Here is a 19,692-nt window from a genome sequence, read left to right on the forward strand (position 1 = left end):
AATCTTATTTATTTTATTTCTTTTATCAGCTATCAGAATATATCAAATGGCTCATTTAATTTTAGTAAGACATGGTCAAAGTGAATGGAATCTAGAAAAAAGATTTACTGGTTGGGTTGATGTTAACCTCACTGGACAAGGAAAGTTAGAAGCTTGTAAAGCTGGCGAATATATTAAAGAAACTAAAATTGATATTAATCATTTTTATTCATCATTTCAGTTAAGAGCCATCAACACACTAAAATTTATTCAGGACACTTTAAGGGACAAGAGAGAACCAATTAAAGCCTGGCAATTAAATGAAAGACATTATGGGGCACTAACTGGACTAAATAAAGATGAGATGAAAGAAAAACTTGGTGAAGATAAAATCCATGCTTTTAGAAGATCTTGGGATATTAAGCCAAATCCGTTAAGTAGAAATAATCCATATCACCCATTAAATATAGAGATTTATAAAAATATCCCAAAGGAGAATATTCCTGACACGGAATCTCTTAGAGATACCTATGAAAGAGTAATGAAATTTTATATTGATGAAATTCAAGAGAAAATAAAAAATGATGAAAATATTTTAATTTCAGCTCATGGGAATTCTATAAGAGCGCTTTGCAAATTTTTATTTAAATTAGATAATCAAAAAATAACGTTACTTGAAATACCCACAGGTAATCCACTTTTGATAAGTTTAGATTCAAAACAAAATATTAAAGAATGCTCTTACCTAGATCAAGATAGAGCTAAGGACTTATTAGTTTTCTAATAATTTTTTATAAATATTAAGATCTGTTAAATGTCTAAAGTCTTCTAAACTCTCAAAACCATGTAACTCGTCTTTATTAATTAATTTATTCCAAATATTTGAAATTGAAAAATTGCCAACTTTATATGAGTCAAATAAACTCTTATTCAGGATCTGGCACCCCGTATAAATTAAACGATTATGCTCATCTTTTTTTATTATATTTTTTTTAAGATTGAAATCACCCTTCAAATTTTTGTCAAAACTTAAGTTTTCATTAGCTAATAAAAGTATATTTTTAACTTTGTTTAAAAAATAAAACTTCTCCATATGTTTAATGTATTTTTTATAATTTTCATTCCATACAGTGTCTGGATTAAATGTAATAAAATCTGTTTCATTAGATGAATTTATCAAATTTAATATTCCACCACCTGTATCTAAAATAATTGAGCCATCATTAACTATCTTAATTTCTAAATTAAATTTCTTATCTTTAAGAAATTGTTCAATTTTTTCACTAAGATAAAATGTGTTGATTAAAATTTTTTTAATTCCCAAAGAATGTATTAAATTAATACAATTTTCTAATAAAGTTATTTGATTTATCTTTAGTAAGGGTTTCGGAGTTGTCAGTGTTATTGGGTTTAAACGCTTGCCATATCCGGCACATAAAATTAGTGCAGTTTTAATCTTCATTTCTGATTTCTTATTTTTTTTGAAAAATTAAGGTCTAGTAAGTCTTTAAGCTCAGAAAATTTTTTATTATTAGAAATTCTTAATTCAATTAATTTCCAAGCATAAGGAATTAATTTTAAATATTGCTTTTTCTTATCTCTCATGGCCAATCTTGTAAATATTCCAATGATTTTCATATTTCTTAGAATAGATAATATTTCAAAATCACTTAATAATGTAGCCTCGTTAACTCTTTTTTTATTCAATTTTACATAATAACGATAAATTTTATCTTTAAATATTTCATCTGTTTTAAATCTAACATCATCAATTAAGGAAGCTACATCATAAGCCCTGTTTCCAATTAAAGCATCCTGCGAATCGATAACTCCTATTTTATTTTTGAACTTCATTAAATTCGATACATGAAAATCTCTATGAACAAAAACTTTTTCTTTTGATTGAAGGTGTGTTAACAAAAATTTAATTTGTTTTTTTATATCAATTTTAAACCTAGTTAATTTATTTTTTTTTACAAATTTTTTTGCATACCATTTATAAAATAAATTTGCTTCATTAAATAATTTAATATTATCATAAATTGGAATTTTGTAAGTATTTCCTTTAAAGTTTTTAGATCGATTTTGTTTAATTTTTTGAATCTCACCTAGTAAATCAATAGATTTTTTGTAGAGTGTTTCTCGTCGGTCTTTATTTTTTTTTAATAGAACAAAAACTGAATCGTCTCCAAAATCTTCAATTTCTATATAATTTTTTTTATAATTCTCACTATAAAGCTTGGGTGCTAAAACTTTATTTTTAATTAGAAGACTATTTATTGCATCATATATTAATAAGTTTTTCTCTTTTTCCTTAAAAGCAAAAACTACGATTGATTTTTTGTTTGATGATGACTTTCTATAAAAAGATCTAAATGATGCATCACCTTTAATTTTTTTTAATTTATTATTGGTTTGCAACATCTATTTTTTATTTTTAATTCCCTTGATTGTTAAATATCTTTTATTTAAATCATCATTATATTCAAAAAATAATTCAATTTTGTTATCAATATTTTTTTTTATTTTCTTAGGCCATTCAACTAATGTCACAATTTCTTCTCTGTTTTCAAATAAACCAATATTTTTTATCTCACTATAGTCAGTTAACCTGTACAAATCATAATGCTGTATTATAAAATTTCCAACATCATATTCATTTACTAAATTAAATGTTGGGCTAGTAACTTCAGTTAAATTTATTTTGTTTAATTGTTGAAGATTATTAATTAGGTGTCTTATAAATGTTGTTTTTCCTACACCTATTTCTCCATGAAAATAAGCTACATCTCCTTTATTCAGTGTTCTTGAAAATTTTTTAGCTAGCTCAGATGTTTTATCTTCTAAGGAGATATCTATTTTTTCGCTATTAGTAGCGATAAGCATCTGGCTTGAATGGACCTTCTGTTTCAACACTTATATAGTCAGCTTGGTCCTTTGATAGTTTTGTAAGTTTTGCTCCTACTTTTTTTAAGTGAAGCATAGCTACTTTTTCATCTAATGATTTTGGTAACACATAAACTTTATTTTCATAATTTTTATGATTATCCCAAAGCTCAATTTGTGCCATTACTTGGTTTGTAAATGATGCACTCATTACAAAACTTGGATGTCCTGTTGCGCAACCTAAATTTACCAATCTACCTTTGGCCAAAAGAATAATTCTCTTTCCATCAACTAATTCTATTTCGTCTACTTCTGGTTTTACTTCTGTCCATTTATAATTTTTTAAGGCTTCTACTTGAATCTCATTATCAAAGTGACCAATATTACAAAGTATTGCTCTATCTTTCATGTTTCTCATATGATCTGCGGTAACAATGTCTATATTACCTGTAGCTGTAACAACAATATCTGCTTTACTTATTGCTTCATCCATTAAAACTACCTCATAACCTTCCATTGCTGCTTGGAGTGCACAAATTGGATCCGCTTCTGTAACCATAACTCTTGCTCCACTTTGTCTCAAAGATGCAGCACTACCCTTTCCAACATCACCAAAGCCTGCAACAATTGCAACTTTACCAGACATCATAACATCTGTGGCTCTTCTAATTCCATCTACTAAACTTTCTCTACAACCATACAGGTTATCAAATTTTGATTTTGTAACTGAATCGTTAACATTAATTGCTGGAATCATTAATGACCCATCTTTTTCCATTTTGTTTAATGCTTTAATTCCTGTTGTTGTTTCTTCTGAAACACCTTTTACTTCCTTTAACAAATCTTTGTAATCGCTATGCATCATTGCAGTTAAATCACCACCATCATCTAATAGCATATTTGCTTTCCAGTCTTTTTTACCTTCTATTGTTTGTCTTATGCACCATACAGCTTCCTCTTCAGTTTCACCTTTCCAAGCAAAAACTGGTATTCCTGCTTTAGCTATTGCTGCAGCAGCATGATCCTGCGTTGAAAAAATATTACAAGAAGACCATCTAACTTCTGCTCCAAGCTCTACTAAAGTTTCGATTAAAACTGCTGTTTGAATTGTCATATGAAGACATCCTAATATTCTTGCTCCTTTTAAAGGTGCTTTTCCTGAATATTCTTCTCTTAATGCCATTAGGCCAGGCATTTCACTTTCAGCTATTGAAATTTCTTTTCTCCCAAAGTCTGCTAGCGATATGTCCTTAACTTTAAAATCATCCATTGCTCAGTTTTATATAATAAAAATTTAATTAATCAACTTATGATTAGACTTTAGGGAAGACAATCTCAACATTTGCACCTTTTTGTGAGGCATTGTTTGAAGCATTAATAGTAGCACCATGAAGATCAACAAGGTTTTTTACTATATTTAGACCTAAACCAGAGTGTTCACCAAAAGTATCTGGTCTATTACTATAGAATCTATTAAATATTTTTTTAGTATCTGTCTCCTTAAACCCTTTACCTTCATCAATAACTTTTAAAATAATTTTATCTTTATCTCCTTTGTAAATTTCAACTAAGATTTCTTTATTATCCTCACTAAATGAAATTGAATTATCTAATAAATTTGCAATAATTTGTTCAATTCTATTTTCTATTCCATTGATAAAATATTCTTCTTGATCATCTTGATCATTTAACATTATTTTAATCCCTCTTTTTGCTTCATAAATATTATTAAAATCATCTACTACAGACCTTATAACTAACTTGAGATTAATTTTTTTCATTTTTTCTTTACTTAATGCAACCTCGTCTTTTAATATTTGAGAATAATCAGTGATCAATCTTTCAATTCTTTGGACGTCGTGATTCAGAATATTAATTAATTTACTTCTTTGAGATTGATCATCAGTCTCATTCAATATTTCTGAAGCACTTTTTAATGATGTTAGAGGGTTTCTTATCTCATGAACAAGGTCAGTTGAAAAATTTTCTGCATGTGAAATTCTTTTTTGAAGTTCACTTGTCATATCATCTAAGGAATTTGACAAAGTTCCTAACTCATCATTTCTACTTTTAAGTTCATTAATATTTGTTTTTTTTTTACTCTTTTCTTTTATAATTTTTGTATACGCTACTAAGTTCTTTATAGGCTTAAGAAAATATCTATTTAAAACAAAAGAGAATATAAATATTACTATAATTATAAATATTGCTGTTCTTAGAATAAATGTTTTTCTTTCATCAATAGCAGATTTAACATCATTAGCATTTTCAGTGATTACTAGGTATCCAATATTAACTCCATTCAATGTTATGCTTTTAACTGTTGTTAATAAAAACTGATCATAGCCTTCCTGAGTAAAGGTAAAGGGTTTTCCATAATCTTTTGACCACGAATAATTAGTAAGAACATCTTTAAGTGAAACAGTTTTTTCTTTATTTAAATTTTTTATTTCTACAGTTTTTTTGCTTTCTTCTTCATCTAAAATTTCTAACTCGACTATATCTAACCTGCTAGAAAAAGATCTTGGATCTAAATCTAGCGTATCAGTATCACCTACTAAATTAAATTGATTATCAAATAAGATAACTCTGTCTAGATTTTGAAATAAAAATCTTGTTGAAAATAAAAATCTTCTAATATCTTCTTCTTCAAATTTTATATTTAATCTTAAAATATGCTCAATTGTATTATTAATTATCTGAATATGCTTGGATGTTTTGTTTTTTATTAAATTAGGTTTTGCATTGCTAATGTAAAGAGCTGCTAAAAACCCTATAATTAAAAAAATAACTAAATTAATAAATAAAAATTTTTTTAATATAGATAAACTTTTTAGAAAATTGCTGAACATTAGCCAACATTCCATCTGTATCCACTGCCATATCTTGTTTCTATAGCTGTAAAATCAGGATCAACTTTTTTAAATTTTTTTCTAATTCTTTTAACGTGACTATCAATAGTTCTATCTTCAATATCCGTATCTTCTCGATAAGCAATATCCATAAGCTGAGCTCTTTCTTTTATTATTCCTGGTCTCTTTGCTAATTCTTTAACTATTAAAAATTCTGTGGTGGTAAGTTTATCTGGTAATTGCTGGTTATCCCATTCACATTCAAGTTGTGAGGGGTCAAGTTTTAGCTTTCCATGTGAAATAATATTTTTTGTGTCTTCAAGATTATTGTTAATATCCTTTTTTCTAAGTTGAACCCTTATTCTTTCTATCAAAACTTTAATGGAAAAACCTCCTGACTTTTTTATAAAATCATCTGCACCCAACTTTAAGCTTAACAGTTCGTCTATCTCATCATCTTTTGAAGTTAAAAAAATTACAGGTAAGGAAGTTTTTTTTCTTAACTTTTTTAAAAGTTCTTCACCATCCATTTTTGGCATCTTTATATCTATAACAGCAAGATCTGGTGGATTTCTAGTTAACCCAATTAAAGCACTTTCTCCATCAATGTACGTTTGAACTTTGAAGCCCTCTTTTTCAAGAGCTATACTTATACTTGTAAGTATATTTCTATCGTCATCAATAAGAGCTATTGTTTGTGTTTGCATAATGTACTTTAAAAATACTAAATTGTTCTAATTTAGGCAATGGAGATAAATTAATGAAGTATTCCCCAATTGTCCCCTGTATTCACATCTACCGTCAATGGTGTTGAAAAAGTGTGTAAATCACTTTCTGTAACACTTGTCATTTCATCCTTAATTATTTCAGTTATATTTTTAACTTCTTTTACAGGGACCTCAAAAATTAGTTCATCATGAATTTGCAATAATATTTTTGATTTATTATTTTTGATGCTTTTAAATTTTTTATTAAGTCTAATCATTGCAAGTCGCATGATTTCAGATGCTGACCCTTGAATGGGAGCATTGATAGCTGCTCTTTCTTGAAAATTTCTTACATTGAAATTTTTATCATTAATTCCATTAAAATGAGATCTTCGACCAAAAATATTATTTACATAGCCACTTTTTCTACAAAACTTAATTGTATTATCCATATAAATTTTTATTTCAGGAAATTTTAAGAAATAAGCATTTAAAAATTCAGCTGCTTCATGATTTGAAACATTGATTTGTTTTGCAAGCCCATATTGTGAAATACCATAAATTATTCCAAAATTAATGGCCTTGGCTTTCCTTCTCATGTCTTGGTCTACTTTTTTAATATCAACATTAAATACTTGGCTTGCTGTAAGAGAGTGAATGTCTTCATCATTACTAAACGCTTTTTTCAACTCTTTGACTTCTGCTAAATCTGCTAAAATTCTCATTTCAATCTGATTATAATCTGCAGATATTAATGTGAACCCTTTTTCTGCTATAAAAGCTTTTCTTATATCTTTACCATCATCTGATTTAATGGGAATATTTTGTAGATTTGGATCACTAGAAGCTAGCCTTCCTGTTGTTGTTGCTGCCAATAAAAATGAAGTATGAACTCGTTTAGTAGTTGGATTAATATGTTCTGGTAAAGCATCCGAATAAGTATTTTTAAGTTTAGATACCTGTCTCCAGTCAAGAATTAATTTAGGAAATTCATGTCCTTTAAATGCTAAGTCTTCTAACACACCTGCGTTTGTAGCAAAACTTCCTTTTCTAGTTTTTTTAAGTACGGCAATCTTTAAATCATTGTAAATAATTTCACCTAATTGTTTTGGTGAAGCAATATTAAATTCTTTTTTTGAAATTTTAAAAACTTCTTTTTCTAGTTTACTGATTTTTTTCTCAAATTTTTCAGACAACACCTTTAAAAATTTATTATCAATTTTTATTCCTTCAATTTCCATAAATGCTAATATTTTAATTAAAGGTTTTTCAAAGATCTCATAAATATTAGTTAATTTTTCTAATTTTAAATTTTTAATAAATATTTTGTATAATCTGTAAGTAATATCAGCATCTTCAGCAGCATACTCCATTGCCTTATCTAACTCTACATCACTAAAATTTATTTCTTTCTTGCCTGTGCCAACAATTTCTTTAAATGAAATTGTTTTATGCTGTAGATGAATCTCAGACAGGGTATCCATGTTGTGTCTATTTTTTCCAGCATCCAATACATAAGACATCAACATTGTATCTTCCATTGAATTCATATCTATTCCCTGTTTAAACAAAACAATAAAATCAAACTTAATATTTTGGCCAATCTTTTTTACGCTCTTGTCTTCTAAAAGTGGTTTTAGTTTTTTAATTACAGCTTCTTTTTTCAAACATCCTTTAAACTTATGACCAATTGGAATGTAACAAGCCTTACCAATTTTAGTGCTTAATGAAATTCCCACCAAATCAGCTTGATGTGCATCTAATGAGCTAGTTTCAGTATCAATTGCTAGCTCTCCAGCTTCTTCTGCTTCATTAATCCACCCATCTATTTCTTTTTCATTGGTGATGAGATGATAGTTTTTTTTACTGATATTTTGCTGTTTTTTTTCAGGTTTTGTCTCTCTTGCGATTTTTCCTAGCTCAGGTTCTCCATATGCGGAAATGACAGAGCTAAGAAGTCTATTAAACTCCATTTCTCTTAAAAATTTATATAGCTTATTTTTATCGATCTCCTTTAGATGAAATTCTTCTATCTTTCTTTCAACTGGAGCATCCTTCATTAGTGTTACTAATTTTTTACTAATTATCGCTTTATCTTTGTTTTCTATAAGTGTTTCTCTTCGTTTATTTTGTTTTATTTCTTGAGCGTTATCTAATAACTTTTCTAAAGTTCCATACTTGTTAATCAGTTCTGCTGCAGTCTTAACGCCTATACCTGGTACTCCTGGAACATTATCGCTACTGTCTCCAGCTAAGGACTGAACATCTATAACTTTTTCTGGACCCACTCCAAATTTGGTTACTATATCTTCAGATGTTATAAATTTATTTTTCATTGGATCAAATATACGAACGTCTTTTCTATACAATTGCATTAAGTCTTTATCTGAGGAGACTATTGTTACCTTCGCACCCTTTGCTAAAATTTGCTCTGCATAAGTGGCTATTAAATCATCTGCTTCATAATTTGGAAGATCTACAGATGGTAAATTAAAAGCAACTACAGACTTTCTTATATATTCAAACTGTGGTGCTAAATCATCTGGTGCTTCTGATCTATTAGCTTTGTAGTCTGAATAAATTTCATTTCTAAAAGTTTTTCTAGCTGCATCAAATATTACTGCAAAGTGTGTAGGTTTTTGAAGATTTTCATTCGATTTTGAATCTTCTAATAGTTTAAATAGCATGCTACAAAATCCACTAACTGCACCAACAGGTAAACCATCACTTTTTCTAGTTAGAGGTGGTAATGCGTAATAAGCTCTAAAAATATAACCCGAACCATCTACTAAATAAAAGTGGTCTGTTTTTTTAATTTTATCCATTAAATAATATTATCTTAATAATTTTAAATACTATAAATGTATTAACACGCATGGAGCAAAAAAATATACTTTCTGTTAAAAACTTAAAAAAAATTTATTCAAGTAAGCAGACTGGAGATAATCTTGCATTAAATGATTTAAACTTAGACGTGAAAGAAGGAGAAATTTTTGGTCTTCTGGGTCCTAATGGTGCTGGGAAAACAACATTTATAAATATTTTAGCAGGAACAGTGGTAAAAACAGCAGGACAAGTAAATGTCTGGGGTTTTGACCTAGATAAGAACCCACGACAAGTTAGAGCTTCAGTTGGAATAGTACCTCAAGAAGTAAATCTTGATCCATTTTTTAGTCCAAGGAAATTATTAGAGTTACAGGCTGGCCTCTATGGAATTAAAGAAAAAGATAGAATTACAGATATGATTCTAAAATTAGTATCCCTAGAAAAACAAGCTAACAGCTATGCTAGAAGTTTATCTGGTGGGATGAAAAGAAGGTTGCTAATGGCTAAAGCTTTAGTTCATCAGCCACCAATAGTTATTTTAGACGAACCTACAGCTGGCGTTGATGTTGAGTTAAGACAAAATTTATGGAAAAATGTAAAATTACTCAATGAACTTGGTGTAACGATCATTCTAACAACTCATTATCTTGAGGAGGCTGAGGAAATGTGTGGAAGAATAGCTATATTAAATAAAGGAAATATTGTTGCTCTAGACAGCACTAAGAATTTATTAGACAGAATTCAAACCAAAAAAGTAACCTTTAAAACTAACATAAAGATTAATATTATTGATGACGATCTAGAATCTTTAAAAATAGTTTCACACATAGATAATGAGGTTTGTGTTTCTTATGAAAAAAGTAAAATTAATATGGAAGAGTTAATTAATTTAATTAGGAAAAATAACGTAAAAATAATAGATATTTCAACTGATGATGGTGATTTAGAGGATGTTTTTTTAAGACTAATAAAAAACTAGATTATCACATTAATAAATAGTAATTTGTAGATATGGATCTATTAAAAACTAATTCAATTCAAAAAGTATTAAAAACATTTATTCTAATTTTTATAGGAACAATGGCTTTAACTATTTCAGCTAAATTAAAAATACCATTTTATCCTGTACCTATGACAATGCAAACTTTTGTAGTTCTTTTTTTGGGAATTGCTTTTGGATATAAAATTGGCTTAGCATCTGTAGCTGTTTATCTTCTAGAGGGTATTCTGGGAATGCCAGTATTTTCTAACTCACCAGAAAAAGGTGTTGGGATAGTTTATTTTACTGGTCCAACAATGGGATATTTAATTGGGTTTTTATTTGCTTCTTTTCTTACAGGCTATTTAAATTTTAATAAAAATATTTTTATAATTTTTGGAAAATTAATATTTTCTGTTTCAGTAATCTATGTATTTGGAGCTATTTGGTTGGGAACTTTAATTGGATGGGACAAACCAATTCTTCAGTTAGGAGTTACACCATTCTTATTAGCTGAATTATTTAAGATTTGTTTGTTAACTATATTAGCTAAAAAAATTATTAAATTTAGAAAATTTATCTAGGGGATCTTTTGGATAAAATTCTTTGTAATGTTCTTCTATGCATTTTAAGTCTTCTGGCAGTTTCAGATACATTTCTATTACATAATTCAAAAACTCTATGAATGTGCTCCCACTTAACTCTATCAGCTGACATGGGGTTTTCTGGTGGTTCAGCTTTTTTCTCTGGATCAGCTAGCAATGCTTTCTCAACATCATCTGCGTCTGCTGGCTTTGCAAGATAATCAATTGCACCTTCTTTAATTGCAGCTACAGCTGTTGGAATATTTCCATATCCTGTTAACATTATAATTCTACTGTTTGGATTAGAAATTTGAATTTGTTTTACTACTTGAAGCCCGTTTCCATCTGTTAGTCTAAGATCAACAACAGCAAAACCTGGTTTTTTTTCTATAACTGATTGAATACCTTTTTGCACACCCTCAGCTTGAAAAACCTCAAACCCTTTTTTTTCCATTGCTCTAGCAAGCCTGTCTCTGAAGGGATTGTCATCATCAACGATTAATAAGGTTTTATTGTCAAAATCAGCAAGTTTTTTTAAATTGTTTAGTTCAGACATCTAACTCATATGGTGCCTAATCTAATAATTTCAACTCCTATTATTTACTTTACATTAATTAACTATTACCTTAATTGCATGATTTATATGAAAGTTTTTAAGTATTTTTAAAAACTTTTTTTTATTAAATTTTTTTTGGAGACATAATGCAAAAATTTAAAACAGTTGATGATCTTATAAATCAACTAAAGCCAGAAAAACCTATTTATTGTATTAGGAAAAAATCAATACAATTAGCTTCTACATATTTTAGAAATAAATTTCCTGGTAAAGTGCTTTATGCAGTAAAAACTAACCCACATCCTGAAGTACTAAAAACAATAGTTGAAAGTGGGATTGAGAACTTTGATATAGCCTCTATTCAAGAAATTAAAGATATAAGAGCAATTAATCCTAATGCAAAATGTTCATATATGCATACAGTCAAAAGTAGAAAAAGTATTAAAGAGGCTTATTTTAATTATAATGTTAAAGCTTTTTCCCTTGATACTAAAGATGAATTAATAAAAATTATTGAAACAACTAACGAGGCAAAAGACCTTGAATTATTTGTAAGAGTAGCCGTTTCAAATGAGCATGCTGAAATAGATTTATCAACAAAATTTGGGGCGTCCATATCTGAGGCGACCGCTTTATTGAGATTAACAAAGCAATATGCAAAAAAAATAGGTTTAAGTTTCCATGTGGGATCTCAATGCATGCATCCTATTTCATATACAAAAGGGATTGCTGACATTGGAAATATAATAAAAAAAACTAAAATTATTCCAGATTATATTAATATTGGAGGTGGATTTCCTGCAATTTATCCAGATCTTGTACCTCAATCTTTGGATAATTATTTTGAAGAAATAAAAAAAGGTTTATCAAATTTAAAGTTGGAAAAACTTCCTGAAATATTATGTGAGCCCGGAAGAGCATTAGTTGCAGAAAGTGGATCAACAATTGTAAGAGTAAATCTTAGAAAAAAACAAAAACTTTATATAAATGATGGGACGTATGGAACTCTTTTTGATGCAGGTACACCAAACATAGTTTACCCTTCTCGTTTGATTAAAAGTGGAAAAGCAATATCAAAAAAACTAACTGCTTTTGATTTTTATGGCCCTACTTGTGATAGCATGGACTATATGAAAGGACCTTTTCTTCTTCCAAACAATATTAAGGAAAATGATTATATTGAGCTAGGTCAGCTTGGGGCCTACGGTCTAACTTTCAGAACTCAATTTAATGGTTTTTATTCTAATGAAATTTATGAAGTGGAAGACGAACCTATAATGACGTTATATGGTAAAGAGAGCAATAAAGATATATTAGTTGCCTAATGTCAGAAAACAAAAATTTAACTCATAATAGCAAAAAAAGCTTCTTACAAAATCCAGTTGAACACATCGATATTACTTCGTTTGATGCAAGAAAAATAATTTCCTCAATGGAAAAAATGTCTTTTGTTTCAAGAGAAACAGCAAATGCAGCCAATATTTTTAATGAAATGATTCAAGATAAGGATTGCACAATTTTTTTAACACTTGCTGGTTCAACATCTGCTGCAGGATGTATGAATATTTATAAAGATTTAGTTAAATATAATATGGTTGATGCAATTATTGCTACAGGAGCTTCAATAGTTGATATGGATTTTTTTGAAGCTTTAGGCTTTAAACATTACCAAGGCTCACAGTTTCAAGATGACACCGAATTAAGAAAAAATTATATAGATAGGATTTACGATACATATATTGATGAAGAAGAGTTACAGGAATGCGATCAAAAAATATGTGAAATAGCAGATACGCTTGATCCAAGGAGTTATACATCAAGAGAATTTATTTATGAAATGGGAAAATATTTAAAGAAAAATTCTAAAAAAAAAGATTCTTTAATTGAAACAGCATATGACAATAATGTTCCCATTTTTTGTCCGGCATTTACAGACTCAAGTGCTGGTTTTGGATTGGTCACACACCAAGAAAATAATCCTAAAAACCATATTACGATAGATTCTATTAGAGAACTTCGTGAATTAACTGAAATAAAGATTCAATCGAGAGGATCTGGCTTATTTATGATTGGTGGAGGAGTACCAAAAAATTTTGTTCAAGATACTGTTATCTGTGCTGAACTTTTAGGAAAAGAGGTTGAGATGCATAAGTATGCAGTGCAAATTACAGTGGCAGATTCTAGAGATGGTGCTTGTAGTAGCTCCACATTAAAAGAGGCAAGTTCTTGGGGCAAAGTAGATATTGCAAAAGAACAAATGGTATTTGCAGAAGCAACTAGTGTCCTTCCCTTGATTGCAAGTGATGCTTATCATAAAGGTGACTGGAAAAAAAGAACGAGAAAAAACTTCTCAAAAATATTTAGATAAAATTGAAATATCTTTCTAATAAAAATGGTTTTCTAGGAATTGACAATGATGTTAATTTTAAAGAAAAAGTTGTAGTTGTTCCATTTGGTTTAGAAAAAACTGTAAGTTATGGTGGTGGCACTCGTAATGGCCCTAAAGAAATTATCAAAGCATCACATCAAGTTGAATTATATGATGAAGAATTACATTGTGAACCCTACAAAAAAATTGGAATTAAAACTTTAAAACCATTTAAAATTGATAAAGACATTAAAAAGCTCTTAAAAAGATGTCTGATATAAATCAAGAAATATTAGATAAAAAACTATTTCCAATCACTTTTGGTGGGGAACACTCAATAACACCCGGATGTATTGCTCCATTTGTAAAAAAACACAAAGAAATATGCCTACTACATTTTGATGCACACGCAGATTTAAGGGAGAGTTATAATGGAGAAAAATTTTCTCATGCTTCAGCTATTAGGAGATGTCTTGATCATAAAAATGTTTCAATAATCTCATTTGGGATCAGAAATATATCTCAAAGTGAAATACCATTCTTAAAAAAAAACTCATCTAGAATTGATATCTTTTGGGCAAAAGACAAAAGTAAATGGGACTTAAAAAAATTTAAAAAAATGATAAAGAATAAAACAGTTTATTTAACATTTGATGTTGATGGTTTAGATTCAAGTATAATGCCCGCAACAGGTACACCTGAACCAGGTGGACTATTGTGGGATGAAACTTTAAATATTATACGGATAGCTGCTAAGAACTCTAATATTGTTGGTGCAGATATAAATGAACTTTCACCTATAAAAGGTTTTAATTCTTACAATTTTCTTGTAGCAAAACTTGCTTATAAAATTTTATCGTACAAATTTTTATACTAAGCTTTTGAAGCTTTAAGAGTTCCCAATAATAATCTGAATGGAATTAACATTGCTAAAGCTACAAATATTTTAACTGCTAAGTCACCTAGAGATAAAGTAACCCATGGAATTCCAGTTGCATAAAATGAGATAGAGAAGAATAAAAATGTATCTACAGTAGATCCAATTAATGATGAAGTTAATGGAGCAACAAACCATTTCTTTTTTCTTAAATAGTCAAAAATTTGAACATCCAACAACTGCGCAACCATAAATGCTGTGCCTGAACCTATAGCAATTCTGACTGAAATTAAGTCTGCAAAATTTGTTGAAAAGAAAAGAGTAAATACAATCCCTATAATAAAACCAACATAAACAATTTTTCTAGCTACAACCTTGCCATAAGATCTATTAGCTAAATCTGTAATTAAAAATGCAACTGGATAACTAAAAGCTCCATAAGTTAATATTTCTTCCAAACCATAATAGTTGATCGGAAATTGTACTAAATAATTTGAAGTTAAAACAACAACTCCCATTATAAATGAGAGTAGTATAAAAAACTTTTTCATTAAGCTGATTTACTAGGGGATACTTTGGGTGCTTTTTTAACGAATGGTGACTTAATTAATATACTTTTTTTTAATTTTTTTAATCTTGGTGATATATTTTTATTTCTTGCAGTCTTTAAAAATTCATCAAAAGTACCTTTTTTATCAACACATCTAACACCTGCATTGCTAACTGTTAAAGTTAAGCTTCTTTTTAAAAGTTCACTTTTAAATTTTGTTTTTTTTAAATTTGGTAAAAATCTTCTATTAGTCTTATTGTTAGCATGACTAACATTGTGACCTTTCATAGGTATTTTGCCGGTTAATTCGCATTTTTTAGACATAATATTTAGTGACTATATAAGATGAGTTAGTGACCTCGTCAAGTTTATTAGCTTTAATTAGGCTGTTTCTTGCCTATTATTTCTCTAAAATTCTTGATCCCATCAGTAATTAATATTTCTTTTAACTCTTTTTTTATTTTTCCAACAATATTGGGGCCCTGAAAAACCATACCAGTATATAATTGAACATAGCTTGCACCAGCTAAAAATTTTCTATGTGCACTTTCTCCTGAGTCCACACCACCTACTCCAATAATTTCAATTTTATTTTTTAATAATCTGTAAAACTTACTTATTAATTTATTGGCCTCTTCTTCAAGAGGTTTTCCAGATAAACCGCCCTTTTGATGTTTCAGTATATTGTTTAATTTACCTCTATTTCCTGCAGTTGTATTTGAAACAATTATTGCACTTACTTTATGTTCTAACAATATTTTACTTAATACTTCAATTTGTTCATCTGAAATATCAGGAGAAATTTTTACAACAATTGGTATTTTAGATTTAAGCTTAATTTTTTCTTCTTTAACTAAATTCATTAATTCATCAAATTTAGTTTCATCATGAAAACTTCTTAAGTTTTCTGTATTAGGTGAGGAAATATTAATTGTAATATAGTCAGCGATATCATGAAAGGTTCTAAGACCAATTAAATAATCATTTAGCCTATCATCACTATCTTTATTTGGACCTATATTAATTCCCAATAAGCCCTTATTCAAATTTGATCGAATTCTGTTACTTGCACTTTCTGATCCTAAATTATTAAATCCTAATCTATTTATAAGTGCTTCGTCTTCCACCAATCTAAATACTCTTGGTTTTGGATTTCCATACTGCTTAAGTGGTGTAACGGTCCCCACCTCGACAAACCCAAATCCAAGTTTAAATAAAGAATTATAAACTTCAGCATTTTTATCAAATCCAGCAGCCATTCCAATTGGGTTATCTATTTCTTTGCCAAATAGTTTAGTCTTGAACATTGGATCATCTTTATTTTCATCCTTTAAATTTGGTGTCAAATTTAATCTTAAAGACTTAATTGCTAAATTATGAGCAGTTTCAGGATCAATTTTAAAAATTAGTGATCTGAATTTTGAAAACATTATTTTATTTTTTCTGTTATTAATTTTTTAGTTTCGTTAACTCCAAAGAAGCTTATAAAAAAGCCCATTCTTGGACCATTTTCATCTCCAAATACGACTTCATAAATTAATTTAAACCAATCACGTAGATTTTCTGAATATCCATTTTCTTTTCCAGTTGAGTAAATTAATGTTTGAATATCCTCAGGTAACATTGCATCATTACAGTCATCAAGTTTCTTTACTAGAGCCTCTAATGCAATTTTTTCGTTTGAATCTGGTTTCTTATATTTTTTCTGAAGTTTGATTACATCGTTAAAGTATTTAATAGCGTAGCCAATTAAATTATCAAAAATTATATGATCTTTTTCTGAGATATCTTTTTTATATTTTTTTACAAACTTCCAAAGTAATTCCTTGGAATCTGCATTACTTGCCTCCACTAAATTTAAAAGCATTGAAAAACTCATAATAGTATCTTCTTTAGGAATTAATCCATTATGTACATGCCAAACTGGATTCATTAATAACTGTAATTCATTTTGATTTTTAGCTTTTTCCACAAAATCTAAATATTCATCAACTGTTTTTGGAACTATTTCTTTGTATAGTTTTTTTGCTCTTTTAGGATTTTGATACATGTACAATGAAAGACTTTCAGGAGACGCATATTCTAACCACTGATCAATAGTGATCCCATTACCTTTTGACTTTGAAATTTTCTCACCTTTTTCATCTAAAAATAGTTCATAAGCAAAGCCAGATGGGTTTGTTTTGCCAATCAATTTAACTATTCTTGAAGATAATATTGCACTTTCTATTAAATCTTTTCCATACATTTCAAAATCTATATCGAGGGCATACCACCTCATTGCCCAATCCACTTTCCATTGTAATTTACAATTTCCATCTAAGATACTTACCTCAAGTTTTTTTCCGTTATTATCAAAGATAATTTTAGATTTTTCTTTTAAGATTTCTAAAACTGGAATTTCTAAAACCCTACCAGTATCTGGACAAATTGGTAAAAATGGACTGTAAGTTTTTTGTCTTTCTTTTCCTAGTGTTGGAAGAATTATATCCATAATACCTTGATAATTTTCTAGAATTATCTGTAATGTGGGGTTAAAAAAACCACCCTTATAAAGAACTGAAGAACTTTGAAAGTTATATTCAAAATTAAATTTATTTAAAAAATCTTTTAACATTTCATTATTATGCTCACCAAAACTTGAAAATTTTTCAAATGGATCGGGCACTTGAGTCAAAGGCTTATGAAGATTTTTATTTAAGAGCTCTTGATTTGGAACGTTTTCTGGAACTTTCCTAAAGCCATCCATATCATCAGAAAAAGTTATGATTTCTGTTGGTGTGTCAGTGAGCTGTTTTAGAGCATTAACCATCATCGATGTTCTTGCAACTTCACCAAATGTACCTATATGGGGCAACCCACTTGGACCATAACCTGTTTGTAAGATTATTTTACCCTTTTTAGCAATAAAGGACTTTCTTTCACGCAGCAATTTTTTTGCCTCAACAAAAGGCCATGCGTTAGTTTTATCTAAATTATCTTTTTTAATCACTTTGTTTAATAACAAATATCTTATATTTGGTGTTTTTATTAATTCTTATAGAGTTGAAATTTATTTACCATAAAATAATGTTCTATCAAGATGTCTAATTATAAAACTGTTTTTTTTACCTTGGGTGTTTTGCAAATTATTCTTGGAATTTCTATGATGATTCCAATTTTAGCCCAATTTATTTATTCTGAACTAGATTCTTCTTTTATTGGGGCTTCTATAGTTTCAATAATATTTGGTGTTTTATTTTTTTTGACAAATTTAAACCATGACAAAAAGTTAAACTTACAACAAGCATTCTTATTAACCGCTCTTTCTTGGTTGAGTATTGCAATATTTGGCTCTTTACCTTTTATTTTTTCTACTCTTGAACTATCCATTACTGATTCTTTTTTTGAAAGTATGTCTGGTATTACCACGACAGGGTCTACAATTATTTCAAACTTGGAGGGTGCACCTAGATCAATACTTTTATGGCGAGCTATGCTTCAATGGTTAGGAGGAATTGGTATTATTGTAATGGCAATAACTCTAATGCCAATAATGAACGTCGGGGGAATGCAGTTATTTAAGATTTCAAGTAACGATTCTTCAGAAAAGTTATTACCAAAATCTAAGGAAATATCTCTTAGATTAATTTACGTATATTTAGTGTTAACAACACTTTGTGCTGTTACCTATAAAATTTTTGGTATGAATGTTTTTGATAGCCTAACTCACTCCATGACTACAATAGCAACAGGTGGCTTTTCAAATTATAACGAATCTATTGGATATTTTAATAGTTTACCCATTGAAATATCATCGATGGTTTTTATTATACTGGGTAGCCTACCTTTCATAGCTTATATAAAATTTTTAAATGGTAATAAAAAAATATTTACTTCCGATGTCCAAATTAAATCATTTATTAAGATAATTATTTTTTCAATTATTCTACTTTTTATTTATTCTTTTTTTCAAAATAAAGATTTTTCTCAAATTAATATAAGAGTAATTGTTTTTAACGTTATTTCTATCTTAACTGGTACGGGATATGTCACCGGAGAATTTGATGGATGGGGAAATTTTCCACTAATTTTCTTTTTAACTCTAATGTTTATTGGTGGTTGTGCTGGCTCAACAACTTGTGGAATTAAAATTTTTAGAATTCAAATTTTATATCTATTTATTGTTAATCAATTGAAAAAAATTATTTATCCAAGAGGTATATTTATAATTAAATATGATAAAAATAAAGTAGATGATAAATTTATGGCTTCAATTATCTCTTTTATTTTTCTTTACTTGGTTATATTTTTTTTGATAACTGCATTTTTATCTTTAAGTGGCTTAGATTTTGTAACCTCAATCTCAGGTGCTGCCACATCAATTTCCAATGTTGGCCCGGGGTTAGGCTCTACAATTGGCCCTAATGGGGATTTTTCAAATATACCCGAAATATCTAAATGGATTTTAAGTCTTGGAATGATATTGGGTAGATTAGAATTGTTTGCTATACTGGTATTGTTTCTACCTTCTTTTTGGAGGAATTAA

18 protein-coding genes and 1 pseudogene are annotated in these 19,692 nt (G+C 28.6%); 7 read left to right on the top strand and 12 right to left on the bottom strand.

What is annotated here, in order from left to right; all coding sequences use genetic code 11:
* Positions 1 to 46: 46 nt before the first annotated feature.
* Positions 47 to 763, top strand: a complete 717-nt coding sequence (locus tag ABXT45_RS06270; protein ID WP_415313229.1) for a 2,3-bisphosphoglycerate-dependent phosphoglycerate mutase — start codon at positions 47 to 49, stop codon at positions 761 to 763.
* Here ABXT45_RS06270 and ABXT45_RS06275 read toward each other — a convergent pair.
* Genes ABXT45_RS06275 through polA form a run of 7 tightly spaced genes read right to left on the bottom strand, consistent with a single transcriptional unit; the run spans position 752 to position 9,249 of the window.
* Positions 752 to 1,441, bottom strand: a complete 690-nt coding sequence (locus tag ABXT45_RS06275) for a sugar phosphate nucleotidyltransferase (protein WP_415313231.1) — start codon at positions 1,439 to 1,441, stop codon at positions 752 to 754. The two genes, ABXT45_RS06270 and ABXT45_RS06275, sit on opposite strands and share 12 nt — an antisense overlap.
* Positions 1,438 to 2,403, bottom strand: coding sequence for an aminoglycoside phosphotransferase family protein (locus tag ABXT45_RS06280; RefSeq protein ID WP_415313232.1), 966 nt, complete (start codon positions 2,401 to 2,403; stop codon positions 1,438 to 1,440). Before ABXT45_RS06280 ends, ABXT45_RS06275 begins: the two co-directional genes overlap by 4 nt.
* Positions 2,404 to 2,865 carry a tRNA (adenosine(37)-N6)-threonylcarbamoyltransferase complex ATPase subunit type 1 TsaE gene (gene tsaE, locus ABXT45_RS06285; protein WP_415313234.1) on the bottom strand — a complete coding sequence of 154 codons (462 nt, stop codon included), beginning with the start codon at positions 2,863 to 2,865 and terminating at the stop codon, positions 2,404 to 2,406. It lies immediately after the preceding gene.
* Entirely contained in the window at positions 2,849 to 4,135 is a 1,287-nt protein-coding gene (gene ahcY, locus ABXT45_RS06290) for an adenosylhomocysteinase (RefSeq protein WP_415303812.1), read from the bottom strand. The genes tsaE and ahcY overlap by 17 nt, the downstream gene beginning before the upstream one ends.
* A 43-nt stretch (positions 4,136 to 4,178) precedes the next feature.
* A complete protein-coding gene (locus tag ABXT45_RS06295) occupies positions 4,179 to 5,717 on the bottom strand; it encodes a sensor histidine kinase (RefSeq protein ID WP_415313235.1) in 1,539 nt (512 codons plus the stop codon).
* The gene (locus ABXT45_RS06300) at positions 5,717 to 6,424 is read right to left on the bottom strand and encodes a response regulator transcription factor (protein ID WP_415313236.1); all 708 of its coding nucleotides are present in this window, start codon (positions 6,422 to 6,424) and stop codon (positions 5,717 to 5,719) included. The genes ABXT45_RS06295 and ABXT45_RS06300 overlap by 1 nt, the downstream gene beginning before the upstream one ends.
* A 50-nt stretch (positions 6,425 to 6,474) precedes the next feature.
* Complete coding sequence (gene polA / locus ABXT45_RS06305) at positions 6,475 to 9,249, bottom strand: DNA polymerase I (protein WP_415313238.1); 2,775 nt, start codon at positions 9,247 to 9,249, stop codon at positions 6,475 to 6,477.
* A 50-nt stretch (positions 9,250 to 9,299) separates the two neighbouring features.
* Here polA and ABXT45_RS06310 point away from each other — a divergent pair, with 50 nt between their 5' ends.
* Complete coding sequence (locus ABXT45_RS06310; RefSeq protein WP_415313239.1) at positions 9,300 to 10,229, top strand: ABC transporter ATP-binding protein; 930 nt, start codon at positions 9,300 to 9,302, stop codon at positions 10,227 to 10,229.
* A gap of 32 nt (positions 10,230 to 10,261) precedes the next feature.
* Positions 10,262 to 10,813, top strand: a complete 552-nt coding sequence (locus tag ABXT45_RS06315; protein ID WP_415278123.1) for a biotin transporter BioY — start codon at positions 10,262 to 10,264, stop codon at positions 10,811 to 10,813.
* Here the strand turns inward: ABXT45_RS06315 and ABXT45_RS06320 are convergent.
* Complete coding sequence (locus ABXT45_RS06320) at positions 10,806 to 11,369, bottom strand: ActR/PrrA/RegA family redox response regulator transcription factor (RefSeq protein WP_415313240.1); 564 nt, start codon at positions 11,367 to 11,369, stop codon at positions 10,806 to 10,808. The genes ABXT45_RS06315 and ABXT45_RS06320 overlap by 8 nt on opposite strands.
* Positions 11,370 to 11,515: 146 nt before the next feature.
* Here ABXT45_RS06320 and ABXT45_RS06325 point away from each other — a divergent pair, with 146 nt between their 5' ends.
* From ABXT45_RS06325 to speB, 3 genes and pseudogenes are all read left to right on the top strand, one after another.
* Positions 11,516 to 12,694 (top strand): type III PLP-dependent enzyme, encoded by a 1,179-nt coding sequence (locus ABXT45_RS06325; RefSeq protein ID WP_415313241.1) that lies wholly within the window; start codon positions 11,516 to 11,518, stop codon positions 12,692 to 12,694.
* Positions 12,694 to 13,737 carry a 1,9-bis(guanidino)-5-aza-nonane synthase gene (locus tag ABXT45_RS06330; RefSeq protein WP_415313243.1) on the top strand — a complete coding sequence of 348 codons (1,044 nt, stop codon included), beginning with the start codon at positions 12,694 to 12,696 and terminating at the stop codon, positions 13,735 to 13,737. The genes ABXT45_RS06325 and ABXT45_RS06330 overlap by 1 nt, the downstream gene beginning before the upstream one ends.
* 2 nt (positions 13,738 to 13,739) lie before the next feature.
* Positions 13,740 to 14,614 (top strand): annotated as a pseudogene (speB, locus tag ABXT45_RS06335) (agmatinase).
* Here speB and ABXT45_RS06340 read toward each other — a convergent pair.
* From ABXT45_RS06340 to ABXT45_RS06355, 4 genes are read right to left on the bottom strand one after another with little or no spacing between them, the layout of a single operon-like run.
* Entirely contained in the window at positions 14,611 to 15,165 is a 555-nt protein-coding gene (locus tag ABXT45_RS06340; RefSeq protein WP_415271687.1) for a queuosine precursor transporter, read from the bottom strand. The pseudogene speB and the gene ABXT45_RS06340 sit on opposite strands and share 4 nt — an antisense overlap.
* The gene (rpmB, locus tag ABXT45_RS06345) at positions 15,165 to 15,488 is read right to left on the bottom strand and encodes a 50S ribosomal protein L28 (protein WP_415278128.1); all 324 of its coding nucleotides are present in this window, start codon (positions 15,486 to 15,488) and stop codon (positions 15,165 to 15,167) included. Before rpmB ends, ABXT45_RS06340 begins: the two co-directional genes overlap by 1 nt.
* 53 nt (positions 15,489 to 15,541) lie before the next feature.
* The gene (locus tag ABXT45_RS06350) at positions 15,542 to 16,594 is read right to left on the bottom strand and encodes a quinone-dependent dihydroorotate dehydrogenase (protein WP_415313245.1); all 1,053 of its coding nucleotides are present in this window, start codon (positions 16,592 to 16,594) and stop codon (positions 15,542 to 15,544) included.
* Positions 16,594 to 18,171 (bottom strand): lysine--tRNA ligase, encoded by a 1,578-nt coding sequence (locus tag ABXT45_RS06355; protein ID WP_415313246.1) that lies wholly within the window; start codon positions 18,169 to 18,171, stop codon positions 16,594 to 16,596. The genes ABXT45_RS06350 and ABXT45_RS06355 overlap by 1 nt, the downstream gene beginning before the upstream one ends.
* A 75-nt stretch (positions 18,172 to 18,246) precedes the next feature.
* Between ABXT45_RS06355 and ABXT45_RS06360 the strand changes: the two genes are divergently transcribed.
* On the top strand, positions 18,247 to 19,692 hold the full coding sequence (locus ABXT45_RS06360; RefSeq protein ID WP_415313247.1) for a TrkH family potassium uptake protein: 1,446 nt from the start codon (positions 18,247 to 18,249) through the stop codon (positions 19,690 to 19,692).

The organism is Candidatus Pelagibacter sp. Uisw_106 (genome assembly GCF_047724975.1).
In the GTDB taxonomy this organism is placed as follows: Bacteria; Pseudomonadota; Alphaproteobacteria; order Pelagibacterales; family Pelagibacteraceae; genus Pelagibacter.